This window comes from Streptomyces sp. NPDC046727 (genome assembly GCF_040645635.1).
Taxonomy (GTDB): domain Bacteria; phylum Actinomycetota; class Actinomycetes; order Streptomycetales; family Streptomycetaceae; genus Streptomyces.
The window spans coordinates 38,580-57,206 of record NZ_JBEYYR010000052.1 but is presented as its reverse complement, the minus strand read 5'-3'; the positions used below and the strand labels follow the sequence as shown (position 1 = coordinate 57,206).

The 18,627-nt window shown below is 70.9% G+C and carries 21 protein-coding genes; 18 read left to right on the top strand and 3 right to left on the bottom strand.

The genetic code is table 11. From position 1 onward, the window contains the following. Positions 1-435: 435 nt before the first annotated feature. Complete coding sequence (locus ABZ937_RS39575; RefSeq protein ID WP_361699659.1) at positions 436-2,154, bottom strand: glycoside hydrolase family 18 protein; 1,719 nt, start codon at positions 2,152-2,154, stop codon at positions 436-438. A gap of 325 nt (positions 2,155-2,479) precedes the next feature. Here ABZ937_RS39575 and ABZ937_RS39570 point away from each other — a divergent pair, with 325 nt between their 5' ends. From ABZ937_RS39570 to ABZ937_RS39505, 14 genes are all read left to right on the top strand, one after another. Continuing rightward, positions 2,480-3,307, top strand: coding sequence for a hypothetical protein (locus tag ABZ937_RS39570; RefSeq protein ID WP_361699669.1), 828 nt, complete (start codon positions 2,480-2,482; stop codon positions 3,305-3,307). 55 nt (positions 3,308-3,362) lie between these two features. Then, the gene (gene cpaB, locus ABZ937_RS39565) at positions 3,363-4,067 is read left to right on the top strand and encodes a Flp pilus assembly protein CpaB (protein ID WP_361699657.1); all 705 of its coding nucleotides are present in this window, start codon (positions 3,363-3,365) and stop codon (positions 4,065-4,067) included. 9 nt (positions 4,068-4,076) lie between these two features. Continuing rightward, on the top strand, positions 4,077-5,312 hold the full coding sequence (locus ABZ937_RS39560; protein WP_361699655.1) for an AAA family ATPase: 1,236 nt from the start codon (positions 4,077-4,079) through the stop codon (positions 5,310-5,312). A 7-nt stretch (positions 5,313-5,319) separates the two neighbouring features. Further along, a complete protein-coding gene (locus tag ABZ937_RS39555) occupies positions 5,320-5,700 on the top strand; it encodes a TadE family protein (RefSeq protein ID WP_361699653.1) in 381 nt (126 codons plus the stop codon). A 1-nt stretch (position 5,701) separates the two neighbouring features. Next, positions 5,702-6,043, top strand: coding sequence for a TadE/TadG family type IV pilus assembly protein (locus ABZ937_RS39550; RefSeq protein WP_361699651.1), 342 nt, complete (start codon positions 5,702-5,704; stop codon positions 6,041-6,043). An 18-nt stretch (positions 6,044-6,061) separates the two neighbouring features. Beyond that, positions 6,062-7,399 carry a CpaF family protein gene (locus ABZ937_RS39545; RefSeq protein ID WP_361699649.1) on the top strand — a complete coding sequence of 446 codons (1,338 nt, stop codon included), beginning with the start codon at positions 6,062-6,064 and terminating at the stop codon, positions 7,397-7,399. 11 nt (positions 7,400-7,410) lie between these two features. Further along, the gene (locus ABZ937_RS39540; protein ID WP_361699647.1) at positions 7,411-8,355 is read left to right on the top strand and encodes a type II secretion system F family protein; all 945 of its coding nucleotides are present in this window, start codon (positions 7,411-7,413) and stop codon (positions 8,353-8,355) included. A gap of 13 nt (positions 8,356-8,368) precedes the next feature. Continuing rightward, positions 8,369-9,256 carry a DUF5936 domain-containing protein gene (locus ABZ937_RS39535; RefSeq protein WP_361699645.1) on the top strand — a complete coding sequence of 296 codons (888 nt, stop codon included), beginning with the start codon at positions 8,369-8,371 and terminating at the stop codon, positions 9,254-9,256. A 236-nt stretch (positions 9,257-9,492) separates the two neighbouring features. Continuing rightward, on the top strand, positions 9,493-10,683 hold the full coding sequence (locus tag ABZ937_RS39530) for a histidine kinase (protein WP_361699643.1): 1,191 nt from the start codon (positions 9,493-9,495) through the stop codon (positions 10,681-10,683). Between the two features lie 11 nt (positions 10,684-10,694). Beyond that, entirely contained in the window at positions 10,695-11,459 is a 765-nt protein-coding gene (locus ABZ937_RS39525) for a response regulator transcription factor (RefSeq protein WP_361699641.1), read from the top strand. Between the two features lie 125 nt (positions 11,460-11,584). After that, positions 11,585-11,770, top strand: coding sequence for a hypothetical protein (locus ABZ937_RS39520; RefSeq protein ID WP_358639281.1), 186 nt, complete (start codon positions 11,585-11,587; stop codon positions 11,768-11,770). Beyond that, the gene (locus ABZ937_RS39515) at positions 11,770-12,372 is read left to right on the top strand and encodes a pilus assembly protein TadG-related protein (protein ID WP_361699667.1); all 603 of its coding nucleotides are present in this window, start codon (positions 11,770-11,772) and stop codon (positions 12,370-12,372) included. Before ABZ937_RS39520 ends, ABZ937_RS39515 begins: the two co-directional genes overlap by 1 nt. A 16-nt stretch (positions 12,373-12,388) precedes the next feature. Then, positions 12,389-12,970, top strand: a complete 582-nt coding sequence (locus ABZ937_RS39510) for a hypothetical protein (RefSeq protein ID WP_361699639.1) — start codon at positions 12,389-12,391, stop codon at positions 12,968-12,970. A gap of 7 nt (positions 12,971-12,977) precedes the next feature. After that, positions 12,978-13,601, top strand: coding sequence for an OmpA family protein (locus ABZ937_RS39505; protein WP_361699637.1), 624 nt, complete (start codon positions 12,978-12,980; stop codon positions 13,599-13,601). Positions 13,602-13,694: 93 nt separating this feature from the next. Here the strand turns inward: ABZ937_RS39505 and ABZ937_RS39500 are convergent, their stop codons facing one another. Further along, entirely contained in the window at positions 13,695-14,054 is a 360-nt protein-coding gene (locus tag ABZ937_RS39500) for a DUF192 domain-containing protein (protein WP_361699635.1), read from the bottom strand. Between the two features lie 51 nt (positions 14,055-14,105). On the opposite strand from ABZ937_RS39500, the gene ABZ937_RS39495 reads away from it, so the two are divergent. Together ABZ937_RS39495 and ABZ937_RS39490 are read left to right on the top strand one after the other, a co-directional pair. After that, on the top strand, positions 14,106-15,014 hold the full coding sequence (locus ABZ937_RS39495; protein WP_361699633.1) for an LLM class flavin-dependent oxidoreductase: 909 nt from the start codon (positions 14,106-14,108) through the stop codon (positions 15,012-15,014). Between the two features lie 43 nt (positions 15,015-15,057). After that, positions 15,058-15,552 (top strand): GNAT family protein, encoded by a 495-nt coding sequence (locus ABZ937_RS39490; protein ID WP_361699631.1) that lies wholly within the window; start codon positions 15,058-15,060, stop codon positions 15,550-15,552. A gap of 42 nt (positions 15,553-15,594) precedes the next feature. Here the strand turns inward: ABZ937_RS39490 and ABZ937_RS39485 are convergent, their stop codons facing one another. Further along, on the bottom strand, positions 15,595-16,125 hold the full coding sequence (locus ABZ937_RS39485) for a DinB family protein (protein ID WP_361699630.1): 531 nt from the start codon (positions 16,123-16,125) through the stop codon (positions 15,595-15,597). Between the two features lie 52 nt (positions 16,126-16,177). Here ABZ937_RS39485 and ABZ937_RS39480 point away from each other — a divergent pair, with 52 nt between their 5' ends. Beyond that, the gene (locus ABZ937_RS39480; protein ID WP_361699628.1) at positions 16,178-16,963 is read left to right on the top strand and encodes a class I SAM-dependent methyltransferase; all 786 of its coding nucleotides are present in this window, start codon (positions 16,178-16,180) and stop codon (positions 16,961-16,963) included. A 775-nt stretch (positions 16,964-17,738) separates the two neighbouring features. Next, positions 17,739-18,512, top strand: coding sequence for an isoprenyl transferase (locus tag ABZ937_RS39475; RefSeq protein WP_361699627.1), 774 nt, complete (start codon positions 17,739-17,741; stop codon positions 18,510-18,512). The last annotated feature ends 115 nt before the right edge of the window (positions 18,513-18,627 follow it).

Below are 18,627 nucleotides of genomic sequence, written 5' to 3'. Positions count from 1 at the left end.
GATGGCCCTGCGGGCCACCCTTGACCCGGCCCGCTCCAGCACGGGCAAGAAGCGAGCGAGCGGCCCGCAAGAGCAGTGGCCCAGCCCGGCACCGGGCCCCTGGGTGGGCTGAGTGGGGGGCGTCGGCCGAGGGGGCGCGGTCGCGCCTCGCCCGCACGCCGGGTGGGCTTGGCGGCTCGCCGGCCGGTGGGTGGGGGAGGTGTGGTGGCGGGTGGTGATTGGCGGAGATGGGCCAAGGGGCGCGGGCGAACACAAAGGCGGGGCCTCGCTGGGTGGCCCAGATCTACCAATTGCTCACTGGTTAACGGAAGGGAATGTTGAGCCAGGGGCACGCCCCATGACGGGTGATGCCATCACGGATCCTCTCATCGGCCAACACGCGACAGCGCCCAGGCCGAAGGAGGCCCGGGCGCCGGTGGTGCCGTACAGGTCAGGTCACGGGAGTGCGTGTACGTGTGCGCCCACCGTGTTCGACCACGCGTTGCCCGACTTCGCGTCCCAGTTCGTGGACCAGGTCATCGCGCCGCGCAGGGCGGGGTAGGTCTTGGACGGCTTGAAGGTGCCGCAGCCGGTGCCCTTGGTGAGGCAGTCCAGGGCGTTGTTGACCACGGACGGCGACACGTAGCCGCTGCCCGCCGCGCTCGTGGAGGCCGGGAGGCCGAGGCCCACCTGGGACGGGGAGAGGCCGCCCTCCAGCTGGATGCAGGCGAGGGCCGTCAGGAAGTCGACCGTGCCCTGGCTGTAGACCTTGCCGTCGCAGCCCAGCATGGAACCGCTGTTGTAGTACTGCATGTTGACGACCGTGAGGATGTCCTTCACGTTCAGGGCGGTCTGGAAGTAGGCGTTCGACGTCGACTGCATGTCGATCGTCTGGGGGGCCATGGTGATGATCAGGGACGAGCCCGCCTTCGAGGAGAGGGCGCGCAGGGCCTGCGTCATGTACGTGGCGTTGAGGCCGTTCTCCAGGTCGATGTCCACGCCGTCGAAGCCGTACGTCTGCATCAGCGCGTAGACGGAGTTCGCGAAGTTCGTCGCCGAGGCCGCGTCGTTGACCGAGATCGTGCCCTTCTCGCCGCCGATCGAGATGATGACCTTCTTGCCGGCCGCCTGCTTGGCCTTGATGTCCGCCTTGAACTGGTCGACCGTGTAGCCGCCGAGGCCGGACGAGTCGAGGGTGAAGGACACCGCTCCCGGCGTCGACGTCGCGTCCGCGAAGGCGACCGCGATGATGTCGTAGGCGGAGGGGACGTCGGACAGCTTCTGGACCGTCGCGCCGTTGTTGAAGTTCTGCCAGTAGCCGGTCACCGCGTGCTTGGGGAGTGCGCCGCCCCCGCCGCCGCCCGAGCCGGCGGACGTCGTGCCCGTCACCGCCGTCGACTTCGCCGACTCGCCCGCCGCGTTGGTCGCCGTGACCTGGAACGAGTACGACGTCGACGCCGAGAGGCCGGTGATCGTCGCCGACGTGCCCGTCACCGCCGTCACCTTCGTGCCGTCCCGGTAGACGTTGTAGCCCGTCGCGCCCGACACCGCCGACCAGGACAGGGAGACCGAGGAAGAGGTCGTACCGGTGACCGAGAGGCCGGTCGGGGCCGCCGGGATCGTCGGGGCCGGGTCGGTGCCTCCGCCGCCGTCGGGGCCGTAGACCGAGACGTCGTCGGCGTAGTAGGCCGCCTGGCCGTACCAGCCGTGGGTGTAGACGGTGACCGAGGACGTCGACGCGCCTGTGGTGAAGGTCGTCGAGAGCTGCTTCCAGGATGTCGTGTCGGGGGTCCAGGTGGAGACGTCGGTGGTGCCGGTGCCCGTCACGCCCAGGTACGAGTAGCCGCCCTGCACCCACGCGCTCAGCGTGTACGTCGAGTTGGGCCTGACCGCCACCGTCTGGGTGCACTTGGCGTTGTCCTGGCCGGCCGGGGTCGCCTTCAGGGCGGTGGCGCCGCCGTGCACCGGGGAGGAGACCGTCGTGCCGCTGCCGGCCGAACAGGTCCAGTCGGTCAGGCCGGACTCGAAGCCCGCGTTCTTGACGTTGTTGACGTCCGCCGCGGACGCCGGGGAGGCGGCGAGGCCCGCGACCGAGAGGGCCAGGGCGGTGGCGGCGGACCACGTGGCGAGCCGCCGTCTGCGGTGTGGTCGGGGTGTGCCTGGTGCGCGGACCACTGGGGCCTCCAGGAGGGAGAGAGAGGGGAGTTGGGGGGCGCTCGCCTAACAAGTTGGTCCAGACCAATCGGGAGTGTCAAGAGGTCCAGACCAAAATCGTCCCCGGTCTCCGGCTCAACCTGTCCAGGTTTGGCGGGACTTGATCCGGGAGAGTTCCACACCGGCTTCACAAACGCTGTTCTCCGGTCATACGGCCGTGGATACAGTGCTCAGGTAGTCACGCAATGAAGTCGTCCTGGCGCATGGGAGTTACACCGATGGGCCGGCGGGTGTGAAGAGCGGGGAGCTGCGCGTGCCAACTGCCATTGCCGTGACCAGTGCCGACATGGCGCTGCCGGCGCAGGACGAACGGACCATGCCCGCCGTCGTGCTCGCCGAGATCGACCGCAGGCCGCTGGACCAGGCGCTCACCGAACTCCACGCCCTGGTCGAGCAGTACGGGTACGTGGTCGTCGTCTGCTCCCAGGCCACCCCGGAGCCCGTCGTGCGGCGGCTGTACACCCTGCGCTCGCTGCTGGAGAGCGACCGTGTGGCCCTGTTCCGGCCGGAGCTTCCGCCGCTCGGCATCGCCGTCCTGGCCCGGCAACTGCGCCAGCTCGCCTCCTGCGACCTGAGCCCGGGTGTACTCGCCTCCGCCGGACGGCTGCTCACCCACTACATCCACGCCGGCGCCGTCCTCGGGTCGGTCGCCAAGCTGGACCGGGTGCCGGTCGGGCTGAAGGCGCACGCCCGGTCCTGGATGCCCGGCAGTCAGTTCGCCGTGCTCGCCCATCCCGAGCCCCAGCTCGTCAAGGTCGCTCCCGACGTCACCCTCAAGGGGCCCGAGTTCAGCACCTGGCTGCTGGTCGCCAAGGGGCAGTTGACCGGTGACTGGGTCGCCGGGCTCGGCACCCGGTGGGGCGTGCACGGGCTGCGCGAGACCCCGCTGCCCGCCGAGTCCCCGCTGTGGTGGGGGACCGGCCGCCTGGTCGAGTTCTGCAGCTACCTCGCCGACCTGTCGGTCCTCTACCAACTGGTCACCTCCGTACGGCAGACCAGCTGTCACTGGTGCGGCATCGACGTCATCGGCGACCGCTGCGTCTTCTGCTCCGCCGGCCCGCCCCCGCACGAGCCCACCGCCCCCCGCGCCCTGGAAGCGCGCACGCCCGCCTGACCCGCACGCACCCACACCCCCCTCGACCGATCCCCCCGATGAGGTTGCACGGTTCATGAACTCCCGTCAGCGCCGCGGCGTGATACTCCTGATCCTGTCGGTCCTGTGCGCCCTGGGCGCGTTCGCCGGCGTGCTCTCCGTCATCCACGACGTGAATTCCAAGGTCGGGCCCGAGGTCACCGCCTACCGGGTCAAGTCCGAGGTGAAGCCGTACACCGCGCTGGACACGGGCCAGTTCGAGAAGGTCGAGATGCCCGAGCGGTGGCTGTCCGACAACGCCGTCACCGACCTCCGGCAGATCCGCGGCAAGATCGCCGTGACCACCCTGCGCGCGGGCTCCCTGCTCCAGACCGACATGATCGTGAACCAGCCCGCCCTCCAGCCCGGCCAGCAGGAGGTCGCCATCATGATCGACGCGGCGACCGGCGTGGCAGGGAAGATCACCCCGGGGTCGCGGGTCAACGTCTACGCCACCTTCGAGGGGAAGAAGGAGGGCGACCCCGACCAGTCGAAGATCATCGTCACCAACGCCCGGGTCCTCGACGTCGGCCAGATCACCGCCCTCGACCCCGACCGCGACAAGAACCAGCAGGCCGGCGAAGCCGTCCCCATCACCTTCGCGCTGTCCACCATCGACGCCCAGCGCATCACCTACGCCGAGTCCTTCGCCCAGCGCGTCCGGCTCGCGCTCGTGGCCCCCGGCAGCGAGACCAGCGTCCCCGACAAGGACCGCACCTACGAACTCGCGACGGACAAGTGAGAGGCGGCCATGCCCACCAGGATCCTCCCGGCCGGCGCGGACCCGGACGCCGTCCGCTCCCTCACCACCCTGCTCAGCCAGCTCCCCGACGCCGAGCCACAGCCCCCGGTGACCGACTCCACCCAACTGGTCGACACCCTCGCCCGGCTCGCCGCCGAGTCGGTCGACGAACTCCCGGAAGTGGTCGTCGTCCATGAACGCATCGGCCCCGTCCCGGCCCTGGAGCTGATCCGCGAGGTCGCCCTGCGCTTCCCGGCCGTCGGCGTCATCCTCGTCACCACCGACGCGAGCCCCGGCCTGTTCGCCGCCGCCATGGACTCCGGCGCCCGCGGCCTGGTCCCGCTCCCGCTGTCGTACGAGGAACTCGCCAGCCGCGTCCAGGCCGTCGCCCAGTGGTCCACGGGGGTACGACGGCACCTCGGGCACGGGGCCGAGGTGTTCGCCGGGGCCGGCGGTACGGTCGTCACGGTCAGCGGCGCCAAGGGCGGCGTCGGCGCGACCCTGACCGCCATCCAGCTGGCCCTCGCCGCCCAGGCCTCCGGCCGCCCCACCGCCCTGGTCGACCTCGACCTCCAGGCCGGCGACATCGCCTCCTACCTGGACATCCAGTTCCGCCGGTCGGTGGCCGACCTGGCCGCCATCACCGACATCTCGCCCCGCGTCCTCGCCGACGCCGTCTTCCGCCACGACACCGGCCTCGCCCTGCTGCTCGCCCCCGGCGACGGCGAACGCGGCGAGGAGGTCACCGACCGCGCCGCCCGCCAGCTGGTCAGCGCCCTGCGCTCGCGCTACGAGGTCGTCGTCATCGACTGCGGCGCCCAGCTCAGCGGGGCCGGCGCGGCGGCCGTCGAGATGGCCGACACCGCGCTGCTGGTCACCACCCCGGACGTCATCGCCGTACGCGCCGCCAAACGGACCGTACGGATGTGGGACCGGCTGCAGATCCGCAAGGCCGAGGAGACGACAGCGGTCGTCAACCGGCACACACGCACCACGGAGATCCAGCCCGCGCTCGTGCAGCGCATCACGGGGACGGCGCTGGCGCGTACGGCCGTACCCGCCAACTTCAAGGAGCTCCAGGCGGTCGTGGACGCGGGCCGGATCCACGAACTCGACGCCAGGAGCACGGTGAAGCAGGCGCTGTGGGGGCTCGCGGGAGAACTGGGCCTGGTGCGGGCGTCGGACGAGGCGGGCTCCCACCGGGGCGGCCGGGGAGCGGTGGGCTTCCGGCGGCGGAAGGAGTGAGCGCTCCATGAAACGGCCGGATGGGGACCGCGGGCAAGTGAGCATCGAGTTCCTCGGGATGACACCGCTGATCGTCCTGACGCTGGTGCTGATGTGGCAGGCCGTGCTGGTGGGGTACACCTTCACGCTCGCCGGGAATGCTGCCGACGAGGCGGTGCGGGCGGGAACGGCGGCGCCGCCGGGCGGTGCGCGTCAGGCCGCGTGCGCGGAGGCGGGGCTGAAGCACCTGTCGGCAGCGTGGAAGGGGGGAGCGTCGGTGGACTGCAGCCCGTCCGGCTATGTCACGGCCGACGTCTCGCTCAAGGTCCCGGTCCTCTTCCCGGGCCTGGTCTCCTTCCCCGTCACCGTGCACGGCCACGCCGGAGCCGTCGAGGAGGTGAAGCACTGAGATGCCGTACCGCCGAGGACACGACCGGGGCCAAGTGGCCGTCGAGTACCTGGGGTTCATCCCCGTGCTGCTGATCGTCGGGCTGGCCGGGTTCCAGATCGGAGCCGTCGCCTACGCCGCCGAGCAGGCCGGCACGGCGGCCCGGGCGGGGGCCCGGGCGGCCTCCCTGCACCAGCCCTACGACCAGGCGTGCGCGGAGGCGGTGAGCGGCGGGATGAAGGTGGCCTGCTCGGCCGCCGAGGGAGGCGACTCCGTCACCGTCACCGCGACCGTCCACATCCCCACCGTCGTCTGGGACCTCGGCAGCGCCACCAAGTCCGCCACCATGCCGCTCGACCACTGACGGAGGAGTTGCAGACCCATGAGCCTGCGGGCACGCATCAGTACTCCGGAGGAGCACGGCAGCCGGGGCGAGGACGGACATCTGGTCGCCTCCTACCGGGCCAAACTGCTGGAGGAGATCGACCTCGCGGAGATGAGTTCGCTCGCGGCGGCCGAACGCCGGGCGCGTCTGGAGCGCGTCCTCGGGCACATCATCAGCCGCGAGGGGCCGGTGCTGTCGACCGTCGAGCGGTCCCAGCTGATCCGCCGGGTCGTGGACGAGGCGCTCGGCCTCGGCATCCTGGAACCCCTCCTGGAGGACGCGTCGATCACCGAGATCATGGTGAACGGCCCCGACGCGATCTTCGTGGAGCGCGGCGGACGCGTCGAGCAGCTGCCGCTGCGGTTCGCCTCCGCCGACCAGCTGATGCAGACCATCGAACGGATCGTGTCGACGGTCAACCGCCGCGTGGACGAGTCGAACCCGATGGTGGACGCCCGCCTCCCCTCCGGCGAGCGGGTCAACGTGATCATCCCGCCGCTGTCCCTGACCGGCCCGATCCTCACCATCCGCCGCTTCCCGCGCTCCTTCACCCTCCAGGAGCTGATCGGCTTCGGCTCGCTCGACGAGCACATGGTGTACCTGCTGGCGGGCCTGGTGCAGGCCAAGTTCAACATCATCGTCTCGGGCGCGACGGGCACGGGGAAGACGACCCTGCTGAACGCACTGTCCGGGCTGATCCCGGCGCACGAGCGCATCATCACCATCGAGGACTCCGCCGAACTCCAGCTCCAGCAGACCCATGTGGTCCGCCTGGAGTCGCGCCCGCCGAACGTGGAGGGCAAGGGCCAGGTCACCATCCGCGACCTGGTCCGCAACTCCCTGCGCATGCGCCCCGACCGGATCGTGGTCGGTGAGGTCCGCGGCGGCGAGTCCCTCGACATGCTCCAGGCGATGTCCACGGGCCACGACGGCTCCCTGGCCACCGTGCACGCCAACAGCGCCGAGGACGCCCTGACCCGCCTCCAGACCCTCGCCTCCATGTCCGACGTCGAGGTGCCCTTCATCGCCCTGCACGACCAGATCAACAGCGCGGTCGACGTCCTCGTCCAGCTCACCCGGTTCGCCGACGGCGCCCGCCGGATCACCGAGATCGCGCTGCTCGACAGCCATGGCGGGGAGCCGTACCGGCTGGCGACCGTCGCCCGCTTCGAGGCCCGGCCCATGACCCCCGACGGCCGCGTCCACGGCGCCTTCCGGTACTTCCCGCTGCCCCGCCGCACCGCCGACCGCCTCTACATGGCGAGCCAGCCCCTCCCGCAGGCCTTCGGAGTGGCCCGCTCCGCCGACCAGCTAGCCACCCGAGAAGCCAGGTAGGACCCCGGACCATGGAACTCCACACCCTCGTCCAGCTCACCACCGGCGTGGCGCTGCTGACCTGCGTCCTGGCCGTGGCCGGCGTACACGCCTACGCCTCCGGCCGGGCCCAGCGCGCCGCCCTGGTGGACCGCCTCGCGCACACCGGCCCGCCGCCGGCGACCGGCCGCAGACGCCGCTTCCGCAACCTGGACCGGCGGCTGCGCCGCACCCGCCTCGGCCGCTGGCTGGAACTGCGCCTGGCGGCGACCGGCCTGGACGTCACGCCGGGGGAGTTCTTCGCCTGCATGCTCACCACCGTCGCCGCGCTCTGGCTGATCGGCCAGGCCACCCTGGCCCCCTTCTTCGGTCCGCTCGCCGGGCTCCTCGGCGTCTGGGCGGCGGTCCAGTTCCTCAACTGGCAGCGGCAGAAGCGCATCGAACGCTTCATCAACCAGCTCCCCGAACTGGCCCGCATCCTGGCCAACGCCACCCAGGCCGGCCTCGCCCTGCGCACCGCGATCGGCATGGCGGCGGAGGAGCTGGAGGCCCCGGCCGGCGAGGAACTGGCCAAGGTGGCCGACCAGCTGGCCATCGGGCACTCCCTGGAGGACGCGCTCGGCGAGCTGGCCGACCGCCTGCCCTCCCGCGAACTGGTCGTCCTCGTCACCACCCTGGTCCTCTCCAACCGTGCGGGCGGCCAGGTCGTCTCGGCGCTGCGGAACCTCACCGAGACCCTGGAGGAACGCAAGGAGACCCGGCGTGAGATCCGCACCCAGCTCTCCCAGGTGACCATGACGTCGTACGCCGTACCCGTCCTCGGTGTCGGCGCGTTGTTCCTGATGAACGGCGTCAAGGACGGCGCGCTGGACCGCATGACCGGCTCGCCGGCCGGCCAGGCGTGCGTGATCATCGCGTTCGCCATGTACGCCGTCGGCTTCGTCCTCATCCGCCGGATGAGCCGGATCGACGTGTGAGGGAGGTGACCCGATGACATACCTGCTCGCCCTGCTGATGGGCCTCGGCGTCTGGGGCGTCTTCGCCGGCATCCGCATGTACCGCGCGGACGCCAGACTCCCCGGCGACCTCGCCGTCGCCCTGGAGGTCGGCGCCACCCGCACCGGCGCGGTCGGCTCGGTCATCGACCGCCTGGGCATGCGCTACGCCCCGGCCGTGCTGCGCCTGATGGGCCCGCGCCTGGTCGCCAAGTACCGCAGGAAGATCGACCTCGCGGGCAACCCCGGCGGCCTGACCATCGACCGCTACGCCGCCCGCCGCGCGGTCTACGGCGCACTGGGCGGCGTCGGCTTCCTGGTGTTCCTCTTGCGCGGCCAGTGGTTCGTGGCCGTACTCCTGCTGCTCTTCGGCGCGTTCTGGACGGAGGTCGGCCTCTGGTCGGCGATCCGGGTCCGCAAGGACGTCATCGAACGCACCCTGCCCGACTTCCTGGACGTCCTGGCCGTGGTGGTCAGCGCCGGGCTCGGCTTCCGCCAGGCCCTGGACCGCGTGGCCTCCCGCTACGAGGGCCCGTGGGCCGACGAACTCCGCATCACGCTGCGCCAGATGGACCTCGGCATGAGCCGCCGCCAGGCCTTCGCGGAGCTGCGCCGCAGGAACGACTCCGAGCAGGTGGCGATGTTCGTGACGGCACTGCAGCAGGGCGAGGAACTGGGCGCGCCCATCGTCGACACGCTGGTCTCCCTGGCCAAGGACATGCGCCGCACCGACGCCCAGAACGCCCGCCGCAAGGCCGCCCGCGCGGTGCCCAAGGCCACGCTGATGATCACCACGTTCATGGTCCCGGCGACGATGCTCCTGCTCGGCGCGGGCCTGCTGCTCGGCTCCGGCGTCGACTTCGGCTCGCTCACGGGGAAGTGAGGACGGCCGTGACGGTGACGGGGCTGACGGGGCGCGGACCGGGGGAGGGGGGAGTGGGTCTCGGGGCATGGCGAGGGGCGTGGCGAGGAGCGTGGCGTCGGCTCGTACGGCGTCCGGGAGCGGTTCGGGGAAGGAAGCCCGCGGAGTCGGACCGGTCGGAAGGGTCGGCCCGGCCGGACCAGTCGGTACTGCCCTCCGAGCCCTCCGAGAAGCTCCAGATCCGCGCCCTGCAGGCGATGTGCCGCCAGGTCTTCGGCTTCCGTCTGGCGATGATCGTGGTGTCGGCCCCGGCGGCCCTCCTCAACGCCGCTCCCGGCCTGGGCGCCCGCCTGGTCGGCGCGGCCGTGGTCGTCACCTTCATGGTGTCCTACGTCCTCTTCCGCGACTGGGAACGCTTCGGCCCGCTCCTCCTCCGCCACCCCAGCCTCCTGGCCGCGGACACCGTCTTCGGTTCCTTCCTCCTCGTCTCGGCGGGCCCGGACACCACCCTCGCCTACGTCAGCGTCTGCACCCCGCTGCTGGCCGGCCTGGTCTACAGCTGGCGCGGCGCGGCCTGCTTCGCTTCCCTCCAGTCCCTGATCCTGCTCCTGGTCCACGCCACCCTGAAGGCCGACCGCCACGCACCGATGGCCGAGGCTCTTCTCCTCCCCGGCCTGTGCGTCATCGCCGGTGCCATGGGCTCGACCCTGCGCAACCTGATGCTCCGCTTCGGCGCCGCGACCCAGGCCCTGACGACGGTGCAGGCCCGGCTCGCGGCGGCGGAGGCGGTGAGCGCGGAACGCGCCCGGCTGGCCCGTGAGATGCACGACTCCGTGGCGAAGACCCTGTACGGCGTCGCCCTGGCGGCCGACGGTCTGGCCACCACGGCCTCGACCGCGACTCCCGACCCGGCCCGCATCAGGGAACAGGCGGAACTGGTGTCCCGCTCGGCGCGCAGGGCGGCGGCGGAGTCCCGGGAACTGCTGACGGACCTACGACGGGACCAGACGGAGGAGACGGAGCAGACCCCGTTCTGGCAGGAGCTGGCCCACCGGACGGCGGACTTCACCCGACGCACGGGCCTGCCGGTGACCTGCCACTGTCCGCCCGCCGCTCTCCCGCCCCTGCCGGCCCCCCTCTCCCGCCACGTCCTCTCCATCACCACGGAGGCGCTGGAGAACGCCCACCGCCACGCGTCCGCGACCCACGTGGACGTACGGGCGGCGGTCGACGGACACCTGCTGTGCCTCACCATCCACGACGACGGCACCGGCCTCCCGCCCGGCACCACCCTCGAAAGGCTCCGCGACTCCGGCCACTTCGGTCTGCTCGGCATGGTCGAACGGGCCGCGCAGGCGGGCGCCCGCATCCGTATCGGACGGGGCGCCCACGAACGGGGCACGGAGATCCGCCTGGACGTCCCGCTGCCGACTCCGAACCCAACCTGAGAGGAGGCACCATGCGGCCCTCGCACAGCGCGCCCCGGCCGGACTTCCCGACGCCGGAGCCGGCCGGCCCACCGTTGCGGCTGCTGGTCGCCGACGACAACCCCGTGGTCCGGGCCGGCCTGACGGCCCTGCTCTCGGGCCGCCCGGACACCACGGTGGTGGCGGAGGCGCGGGACGGCCGCGAGGCGTACGAGGCGGCGGTCCAGCACCGCCCCGACGTCATCCTTCTGGACGTCCGCATGCCCGGGGTCGACGGAATCTCGGCATTGCCCCACCTGGTGCGGCTGGCCCCCGTCATGATGCTCACCTACAGCCATGAGACGGAGACCGTGCGGGAGGCGCTGCGGCTGGGGGCGGGGGGATATCTGGTGCACGGCGAGTTCACGACGGAGCAGTTGGTACGGGCGGTACGGGATGTCCGGGAGGGACGACCGCATGTGACGCCGGGGGCGACGAGGGCCCTACTGCCGACCCTCCGGGTCGATGCACCTGCACACGCCACCCCCCAACTCCCCTCTTCTGTGCCGGATTTAACCACTCCCCCTCTTTCGCAATTGCAACCACCTATGGGACAGTCGTTCCGGTCACGGTTCCGGCTGAGCGTGAGGGAGGCGGAGATCATGGACCTCATCGCGTCCGGCATGACCAACCAGCAGATCGCCACCGCCTGCTTCATCACCGAGAAGACGGTCAAGAACCACATCAACCGCATCTTCGCCAAGCTCCACAGCACCACGAGATCCCAGGCGACGGCGAAGTGGCTGGGGGTGGCTTGATATGCCCCGGAGACGGAGCGGGAGGAAGGCGGAATGGGCCTGGGGTTGGGTCCTTGGGCCCTCTGGTGCGAGCCGGACCGGGCCTTACGTTTCCGGAATCCGAAGCGAAGCCGGAGGGGAGCGCCATGAGCGACTGGATGCTGAAGTTGATGGTGGCGATGCAGCGCCGCACCGACGACAAGGGGCAGACCGCCGTCGAGTACCTCGGGATCATCGCGGTGGTTGTGGCGATCGTGCTGGCGATCACGGGTACGGACATCGGGCAGACGATCCTGGACAAGATCAAGGCCAAGATCACGGAGATCACCTGATCTTCCGGCGCACACACGGCGACTCTGGGCAGGCCTTCCCCATCTACATCACGGTGGTGGCAGGCCTGCTTTTTCTTGCGTTCGCTTATCTCGCGGTGGGTCAGGCTGCGGTGAATCGCGGTGGCGCCCAGACGGCGGCTGACGCAGCGGCACTGGCTGCGGCCCAGAACGGGCGTGACCAACTCGCGGCCGCATGGGCCGCCGACTTGCTCGATCCAGCCAAGTGGCAGGACATCTTCGAGGGCAAGGTTCCAGTCGACAACCCATGTGGGCGAGCGGAGCAACTCGCAGCCCAGAACGACGCCACACTGAATGGCTGTAACTGGCAGCTTCTGCGGTACACGGTCGATGTCGAAACCAACAAGTCAGTCGGAGACTCCGTCGTGCCAGGGACGGAGGACATCCATTCCACGGCTTCTGCCACGGCCGTCATCGAATCGCGCTGTACGTTCCCTGGTGATGCCGGTGGGGACGAGGAACTGCCCCGACTCACCTGCGGCGGCAAGCTCTGGAAGCTGGACCCGGATGACGAAGCGACCCTGCCCGCGCCCGAGGACCTCTTCGATGTGCATTTGGCCGACCGACAAGCGAACCACGAGTGAAAAGGGAAGCGGAGCGATGAGCGTTCGGTTCACTGCGAAGGCCCGCAGGGGAATGGTCGCCTTGACGCTTGCGGCCGGCCTGGCCGTGAGCGTGGTGGGCTGCGGTGGTGGCGGGGGCGACGCCAAGAAGCCGGAGAAGTCGGCGTCCGCTTCTAAGAGCAGTGGGTCCGATGTCAGTCCTCAGGAGGGTCAGTCGGAGGATCCGCTGGCCGAACTGAAGGGCCCGAGCGGACTCCTGCTCCAGATCACCACCGTCACGCGGGACTCCGGTGGCTTCGTCACGGTGAACGGCAACCTGAAGAACGACGGCGGCAGTACAGCTGTCATTCCGTCCAATCTCAGCGGCAACGAGACCGAGATCATCAAGAACGGCAGCTCTCTCGGCGGCGCCACACTTGTCGACCCGAAGGGGAAGAAGCGCTACTACGTCCTGCGCGACACGGATGGGCGGCCACTCACCACGACGGGGCTCCCGGCCCTGAAGTCCGGTGAAACCCTGCCCGTCTTCATGCAGTTCCCTTCCCCACCCACCACGACAAGCCAGGTTGATTTCCAGTTGCCGGGCTTCCCCACGGCCACCATCAAGATCTCCGGGTGAGGCCCCAGTGACCACCACACCCCGCCTCGCCCTCATCGCAGCCGTTCTTCTGATCACCGTGCATCTGCCCGCCGCCACCGCGGTGGCCGACGACACCGGCCCCAGCGAACCCCCCGGCACCGAACCCACCGCCGCCGCCCCGGTGAAGGTCGACCCCACGGATCCGGATCTGAAGCTTCCGGAGGGGGCCACGCTGGCCGAGGCCAAGGTGCTGGACATCAAGTCGGTCGTGGAGGACCAGAGCGGGGACGAGCGCCGCGAGGACACCAACGCCGACGTGACCTTCGCGCTCCAGGCCGAGGTGCTGTTCGGCAAGGACAGCGCGAAGATCAGCCCCGAGGCCAAGACCCGTATCGCCACCATCGCCGAGGAGATCAGGAAGCAGAACGCGACCCGGATCCGCGTCTTCGGCTTCACCGACAGCCTCGGCTCCTCCGCCCACGGCGACACCCTCTCCAAGCAGCGCGCCAACGCCGTACAGGCCGTACTGGACCAGGACCTGAACAGCCCGACGATCACCTTCGACGTCCGCGGCTACGGCGAGCAGTACCCGATCGCCGACAACTCCACCGAGGAGGGCCGGCGGAAGAACCGCCGTGTGGAGGTGACGTTCCCGCGCACCCAGCAGTGACCGCCGCCCATCGCACAGGCCGGGACATGGACGCAGCACGGCGGTCCTGGCCAGGCGCCCGACAGCGCGGGGCCGACGCCTTCCGGGGCACCCTTATTCCGCCTCGACAATGACCCGAACGCCCGCGTTCAACCCCCACTCCGCCATCGCCCCCGCCTCCGCCTCCAGTACGTGCCGTGCCCGCAGACGCGGTAGGCCCAGGCGGCCCGGCCGCATCGTGCGGACGGCGATGACGGTCAGGCGGCGGTCCAGGTAGGCGACGTCGATCGGGATGCGCATCCCGAACGTGTGCACCCCGCTCGCCGGCGACAGCAGCATCGCCCCGTCCACCGAGTCCCGGCCGAGGAGCCCCCTCGTGCGCGCCCGGTAGGACGTCGCGATCTCCAGAGGGACGGCCTCGTCGGACGCCGTCCCTACGATCAGCCGGCCCCGTCCGTCCCGCCAGCGCCCCATGCCCCGCCCTCCCCTTCCACGGACGAAGAACTCGCTGCGCCCATAAATGCGTTGTCGTTCACCGTCCTCCCCACTAGGAAGGGGCCTATGACAGGACTCGGTGTCGTATTCCGCCCCCAGCTTCCTCCTGAGCGGCTGCGGGACGTCGCCCGCGTCGCGGAGGACGCGGGGCTCGAAGAACTGTGGCTGTGGGAGGACTGCTTCCTGGAGGGCGGCATCTCCACGGCCGCCGCCGCGCTCGCCTGGACCGAGCGGCTCCGGGTCGGGATCGGGCTGCTGCCCGTCCCGCTCAGGAACGTGGCCGTCACCGCCATGGAGGCCGCCTCCCTGGAGCGCATGTTCCCCGGCCGGGCCATCCTGACCGTCGGGCACGGCGTGCAGGACTGGATGGGGCAGGTCGGCGCCCGGGCCGCCTCACCGCTCGGCCTCCTCGGCGAGCATCTCGACGCCCTGCGCGCCCTGCTGCGCGGGGAGAGGCTCAGCGTACGCGGGCGGTACGTCCAGTTGGACGACGTCGCCCTCGACTGGCCCCCGCCGCGCCCGGTCGACGTCCTCGCGGGCGGCACCGGACCCCGTACGCTCCGGCTCTCCGGCGAGAAGGCCGACGGCACCCTCCTCACCGCCGCCACGTCGGTGGACGGCGTACGACGGGCCCGGCAGCTCGTGGAGGAGGGGCGGCGGGCCGCCGGACGCGCCGGCTCGCACCGGGTCGTCGTGTACCTGCTGACCGCCACGGGGGCCGACGCCGACGCCCGGCTGCGTGCGGAACTGGCCGCCGAGGGGCTGGAGTCCGTGCCCGACGTGGGTGTCGCCGGGGACGCGAGTGAGGTGGCCGAGCAGGTGCGGCGGCTGGCCGAGGCCGGCGCCGACACCGTCGTACTGCAGCCGACCGCGGACGAGCCCGACCCGGAGGGTTTCGTGCGCTTCGCCGCCCAGAAGGTCCGGCCCCTGGTGCGGTGAGCGCGCCGGGGCGTTGTCAGTGGCGGGTGCCACACTGCCCTGTATGACCGACGAGAGCGAGACCGGCGGCGCCGACAACAGCGGCGACGTGCGGCTGCGGGACGTCACGGACCACGACCTGGACGCCCTCTTCGCCTACGAGCACGACCCCGAAGCCGTCCGGCGGTCGAGATTCACCCCCCGGCCGCGGGACGCCTTCTTCCGGCACTGGAGGGAGCGCGTGCTCGCTGATCCCGACTGCCTGGTGCGGACGGTCACCGTCGGCGGGGAGGTCGCCGGGAGCGTCGTGTCCTGGACGGAGGGCGAGCGGCGGTTCGTCGGGTACTGGCTCGGGCGGCCGTACTGGGGCCGCGGCGTCGGCACCCGCGCCCTCGGCCTGTTCCTGGAGCTGGAGCCGGTCCGCCCGCTGTACGCCGACCCCTTCGGCGGCAACACCGCCTCCGTGCGCCTGCTGGAGAGACACGGCTTCGAGCGGTCCGGGACGGTCCGGCACGGGGAGGACGAGCATCTGCTGCTGGTGCTCGGCGCCGACCGCTGAGACGGCCCCCGGCCTGTGAGGCGGCCCCCGCCGGGCCGTCGGTCAGTCCCCGTCCGCCCGGTGGTCCCCCGCCGCCCCGTCGATCAGCTCCCGCAGGATGTCCATGTGCCCGGCGTGCCGCGCGGTCTCCTCGATCATGTGGACGAGGACCCAGCGCAGGGAGACGGCGACGCCGTCCCGCCAGGCCGGCCGGCCCGGTGCGTCCAGGGGCAGCTCGGTGATCACCCGGTCGGCGGCGGCGCGGGCGCGGCCGTAGAAGGCGATGATCTTCTCCGTCGTCTCCTCGGGGCCGACCCACATGTCCTCGCTCGTGTACGGGTCGAACCACAGGGGTTCCACCTCGCGGCCGAACGTCTCCACGAACCAGCCGTACTCGACCGAGGCCAGATGCTTGACCAGGCCGAGCAGGTTCGTCCCGCTCGGGGTCATCGGCCGGCGCAGCTGCTCGTCGTCGAGTCCTTCGAGTTTCCAGAGCACCACGTCCCGGTGCCGGTCCAGGCTCGCGTGGAGCACGTCCTTCTCCTCGGCGGTGCGGCGGGCATCACCGGCATCACCGGCATCAGATGTCGTCATGGGCGCGGAAACTAGCAGGACCCACTGACAGTCCCCCTGCGATCATGACGGCATGACCGCACACCGTTCCTTCGAGGACCTCGTGGCCGAGGGCGCCGCCGTGCCCACCGAGGGATGGGACTTCTCGTGGTTCGAGGGGCGGGCCACCGAGGCGCGGCCGTCGTGGGGGTATGCCCGGTCGGCGGGGGAGCGGCTGGCCGGCGCCGAGGCCGCGCTCGACATCCAGACCGGTGGCGGAGAGGTGCTGGACTTCGCCCTGAGCCGGGCGGAGCCGGCCCGGCCGATGTGCCTCGCGGCGACCGAGGGCTGGCCGCCGAACGTGGCCAGGGCCACCGCCCTGCTGCGGCCCCGCGGCGTCGTGGTGGTCGCGGCCCCGGACGACGCGCCGCTGCCGTTCGCGGACGAGGCCTTCGACCTGGTGCTCAGCCGACATCCGGTGCGCCCGTACTGGGACGAGATCGCCCGCGTGCTGCGGCCCGGCGGGACGTACTTCGCCCAGCATGTGGGGCCCAGCAGCGTCTTCGAGCTGGTCGAGTACTTCCTCGGGCCGCAGCCGGAGGAGGTGCGCCGGGCCCGCGACCCCGAGCGGGAGCGGGCCGACGCCGAGGCGGCGGGGCTGGAGGTGGCCGGGCTGCGGGCGGAGCGGCTGCGGATGGAGTTCCACGACATCGCCGCCGTTGTCCATTTCCTGCGCAAGGTCGTGTGGATGGTCCCGGGCTTCACGGTCGAGGCGTACGAGCCGCGACTCCGCGCGCTGCATGAACGGATCGAGAAGGAGGGGCCGTTCGTCGCGCACAGCGCCCGGCACCTCTTCGACGTACGAAAGCCGAAGAGCTGACGAAACCGGCTGGCCAGGAGAGATCTACATAAATCGGGGCAGGTTGTCCGGCATTTCTCCCGGGGTTCTGCCGCAGTTTCCACATTGTTATCGACTGCGGTTCACATGCGCCCCAGCTGTCACGTAAGTTCAGACCAACGGAAATTCGCGTCAGCAAAGCTGCGCGGTCGGCATCGCGCAGCGGAGGGGGCTGCGCGGCGCCGCGAAGCCGGGTGATCTTGGGCGCGGGGTGCGGCCGGACCGTCAAGTCGTCGTTCGCTGACGGCGTCGCCCGACGGGGGGACCCGGGGCAACTCGCCGATCTGCCCCCAAGATGGCGTAATCCTTGCGAATACCTTCGTATCCGACCGGATTCCCCTGGGATTCCGCTGTGAACCGGCCATGAAGCACCCCTGAATCCTGCATTCCGTGGCCACCGGGGCGTCGCCGGGCGATTCCGGAGAGTAGTTGTGGCACGCCGATGCACCCACCATCCCTTACGAAGGGTTATGGTGGAAACCCCCCCTCGGGCCGGTCCGTCTCCCCCCCACGGACCGGCCCGTTTTTCATGGGGAACCACCATGCGCCGGGAACGCGTCCCTCCCCCGGAGGCGCGGGGCGGCATCCGGCGTGCGGGCTCCGCCGCGCGGGCGCGCCGGGCCAGGGCGAATCCGCGCCGAACAACGAAGCCGCGCCCGCCTAATCCAAAACCCCGGACCGGGACCAGGCCTCCGGCAGCGGTAGGCTCAACGGCTCCGGCACCCCAAGTCCCCGCGCCAAACCCCCGGAGGGTCACGTGAACCTGCGCGACAAGCTGCGCGGCCTGCTCGTCAGGCTCTACGCACGCCGGGTGGAAGGCCACCTGGACCACGCTCAGGTGCCCAAGCACATCGGCGTCATCATGGACGGCAACCGCCGGTGGGCGAAGGCGTCCGGCTCCAGCACCGTCCACGGTCACCGGGCCGGTGCCGAGAAGATCGAGGAGTTCCTCGGCTGGTGCACCGAGACCGACGTCGAGGTCGTCACCCTGTGGCTGCTGTCCACCGACAACTTCGACCGCGCGCAGGAGGAACTCGTCCCCCTGCTCGGCATCATCGAGGACGTCGTGCGCACCCTCGCCGCCGACGGCCGCTGGCGCGTGCACCACGTCGGCACGCCCGACCTGCTGCCCTCCCAGATGCAGACGGCGCTGAAGGAGGCCGAGGAGGCCACCGCCCACATCGACGGCATACTCGTCAACGTGGCCATCGGCTACGGCGGCCGGCAGGAGATCGCCGACGCCGTGCGCTCCATGCTGCACGACGCGCAGGACAAGGGCGTGTCGATGGAGGACCTCGCCGAGTCCGTCGACGTCGACATGATCGGCCGTCACCTCTACACCGGCGACCAGCCCGACCCGGACCTGGTGATCCGTACCAGCGGCGAACAGCGGCTGTCCGGATTCATGCTCTGGCAGACCGCTCACTCCGAGTACTACTTCTGCGAAGTCTTCTGGCCGGCCTTCCGGAAGGTCGACTTCCTGCGCGCGCTGCGCGACTACGCCGCACGTCACCGCCGCTACGGCGGCTGAGCCGCCCGCCCCGCCCCGTCGCCGCCCGGTGACGGGGCGTTCTCATGCGTCCCGACAGGTGGGACGTAACAAGGAGTTCACCTTCCCGCTGTTGGCTGCATTCGCATGGCAGCGC

Coding starts and splice junctions, on each gene's coding strand:
- ABZ937_RS39525 (WP_361699641.1), top strand. CDS start 10,695: ATGCGGCCCTCGCACAGCGCGCCCCGGCCGGACTTCCCGACGCCGGAG.
- ABZ937_RS39530 (WP_361699643.1), top strand. CDS start 9,493: ATGTGCCGCCAGGTCTTCGGCTTCCGTCTGGCGATGATCGTGGTGTCG.
- ABZ937_RS39510 (WP_361699639.1), top strand. CDS start 12,389: ATGAGCGTTCGGTTCACTGCGAAGGCCCGCAGGGGAATGGTCGCCTTG.
- ABZ937_RS39500 (WP_361699635.1), bottom strand. CDS start 14,054: ATGGGGCGCTGGCGGGACGGACGGGGCCGGCTGATCGTAGGGACGGCG.
- ABZ937_RS39545 (WP_361699649.1), top strand. CDS start 6,062: ATGAGCCTGCGGGCACGCATCAGTACTCCGGAGGAGCACGGCAGCCGG.
- ABZ937_RS39555 (WP_361699653.1), top strand. CDS start 5,320: ATGAAACGGCCGGATGGGGACCGCGGGCAAGTGAGCATCGAGTTCCTC.
- ABZ937_RS39560 (WP_361699655.1), top strand. CDS start 4,077: ATGCCCACCAGGATCCTCCCGGCCGGCGCGGACCCGGACGCCGTCCGC.
- ABZ937_RS39570 (WP_361699669.1), top strand. CDS start 2,480: ATGGCGCTGCCGGCGCAGGACGAACGGACCATGCCCGCCGTCGTGCTC.
- ABZ937_RS39490 (WP_361699631.1), top strand. CDS start 15,058: ATGACCGACGAGAGCGAGACCGGCGGCGCCGACAACAGCGGCGACGTG.
- ABZ937_RS39550 (WP_361699651.1), top strand. CDS start 5,702: ATGCCGTACCGCCGAGGACACGACCGGGGCCAAGTGGCCGTCGAGTAC.
- ABZ937_RS39540 (WP_361699647.1), top strand. CDS start 7,411: ATGGAACTCCACACCCTCGTCCAGCTCACCACCGGCGTGGCGCTGCTG.
- ABZ937_RS39535 (WP_361699645.1), top strand. CDS start 8,369: ATGACATACCTGCTCGCCCTGCTGATGGGCCTCGGCGTCTGGGGCGTC.
- cpaB (WP_361699657.1), top strand. CDS start 3,363: ATGAACTCCCGTCAGCGCCGCGGCGTGATACTCCTGATCCTGTCGGTC.
- ABZ937_RS39485 (WP_361699630.1), bottom strand. CDS start 16,125: ATGACGACATCTGATGCCGGTGATGCCGGTGATGCCCGCCGCACCGCC.
- ABZ937_RS39480 (WP_361699628.1), top strand. CDS start 16,178: ATGACCGCACACCGTTCCTTCGAGGACCTCGTGGCCGAGGGCGCCGCC.
- ABZ937_RS39520 (WP_358639281.1), top strand. CDS start 11,585: ATGAGCGACTGGATGCTGAAGTTGATGGTGGCGATGCAGCGCCGCACC.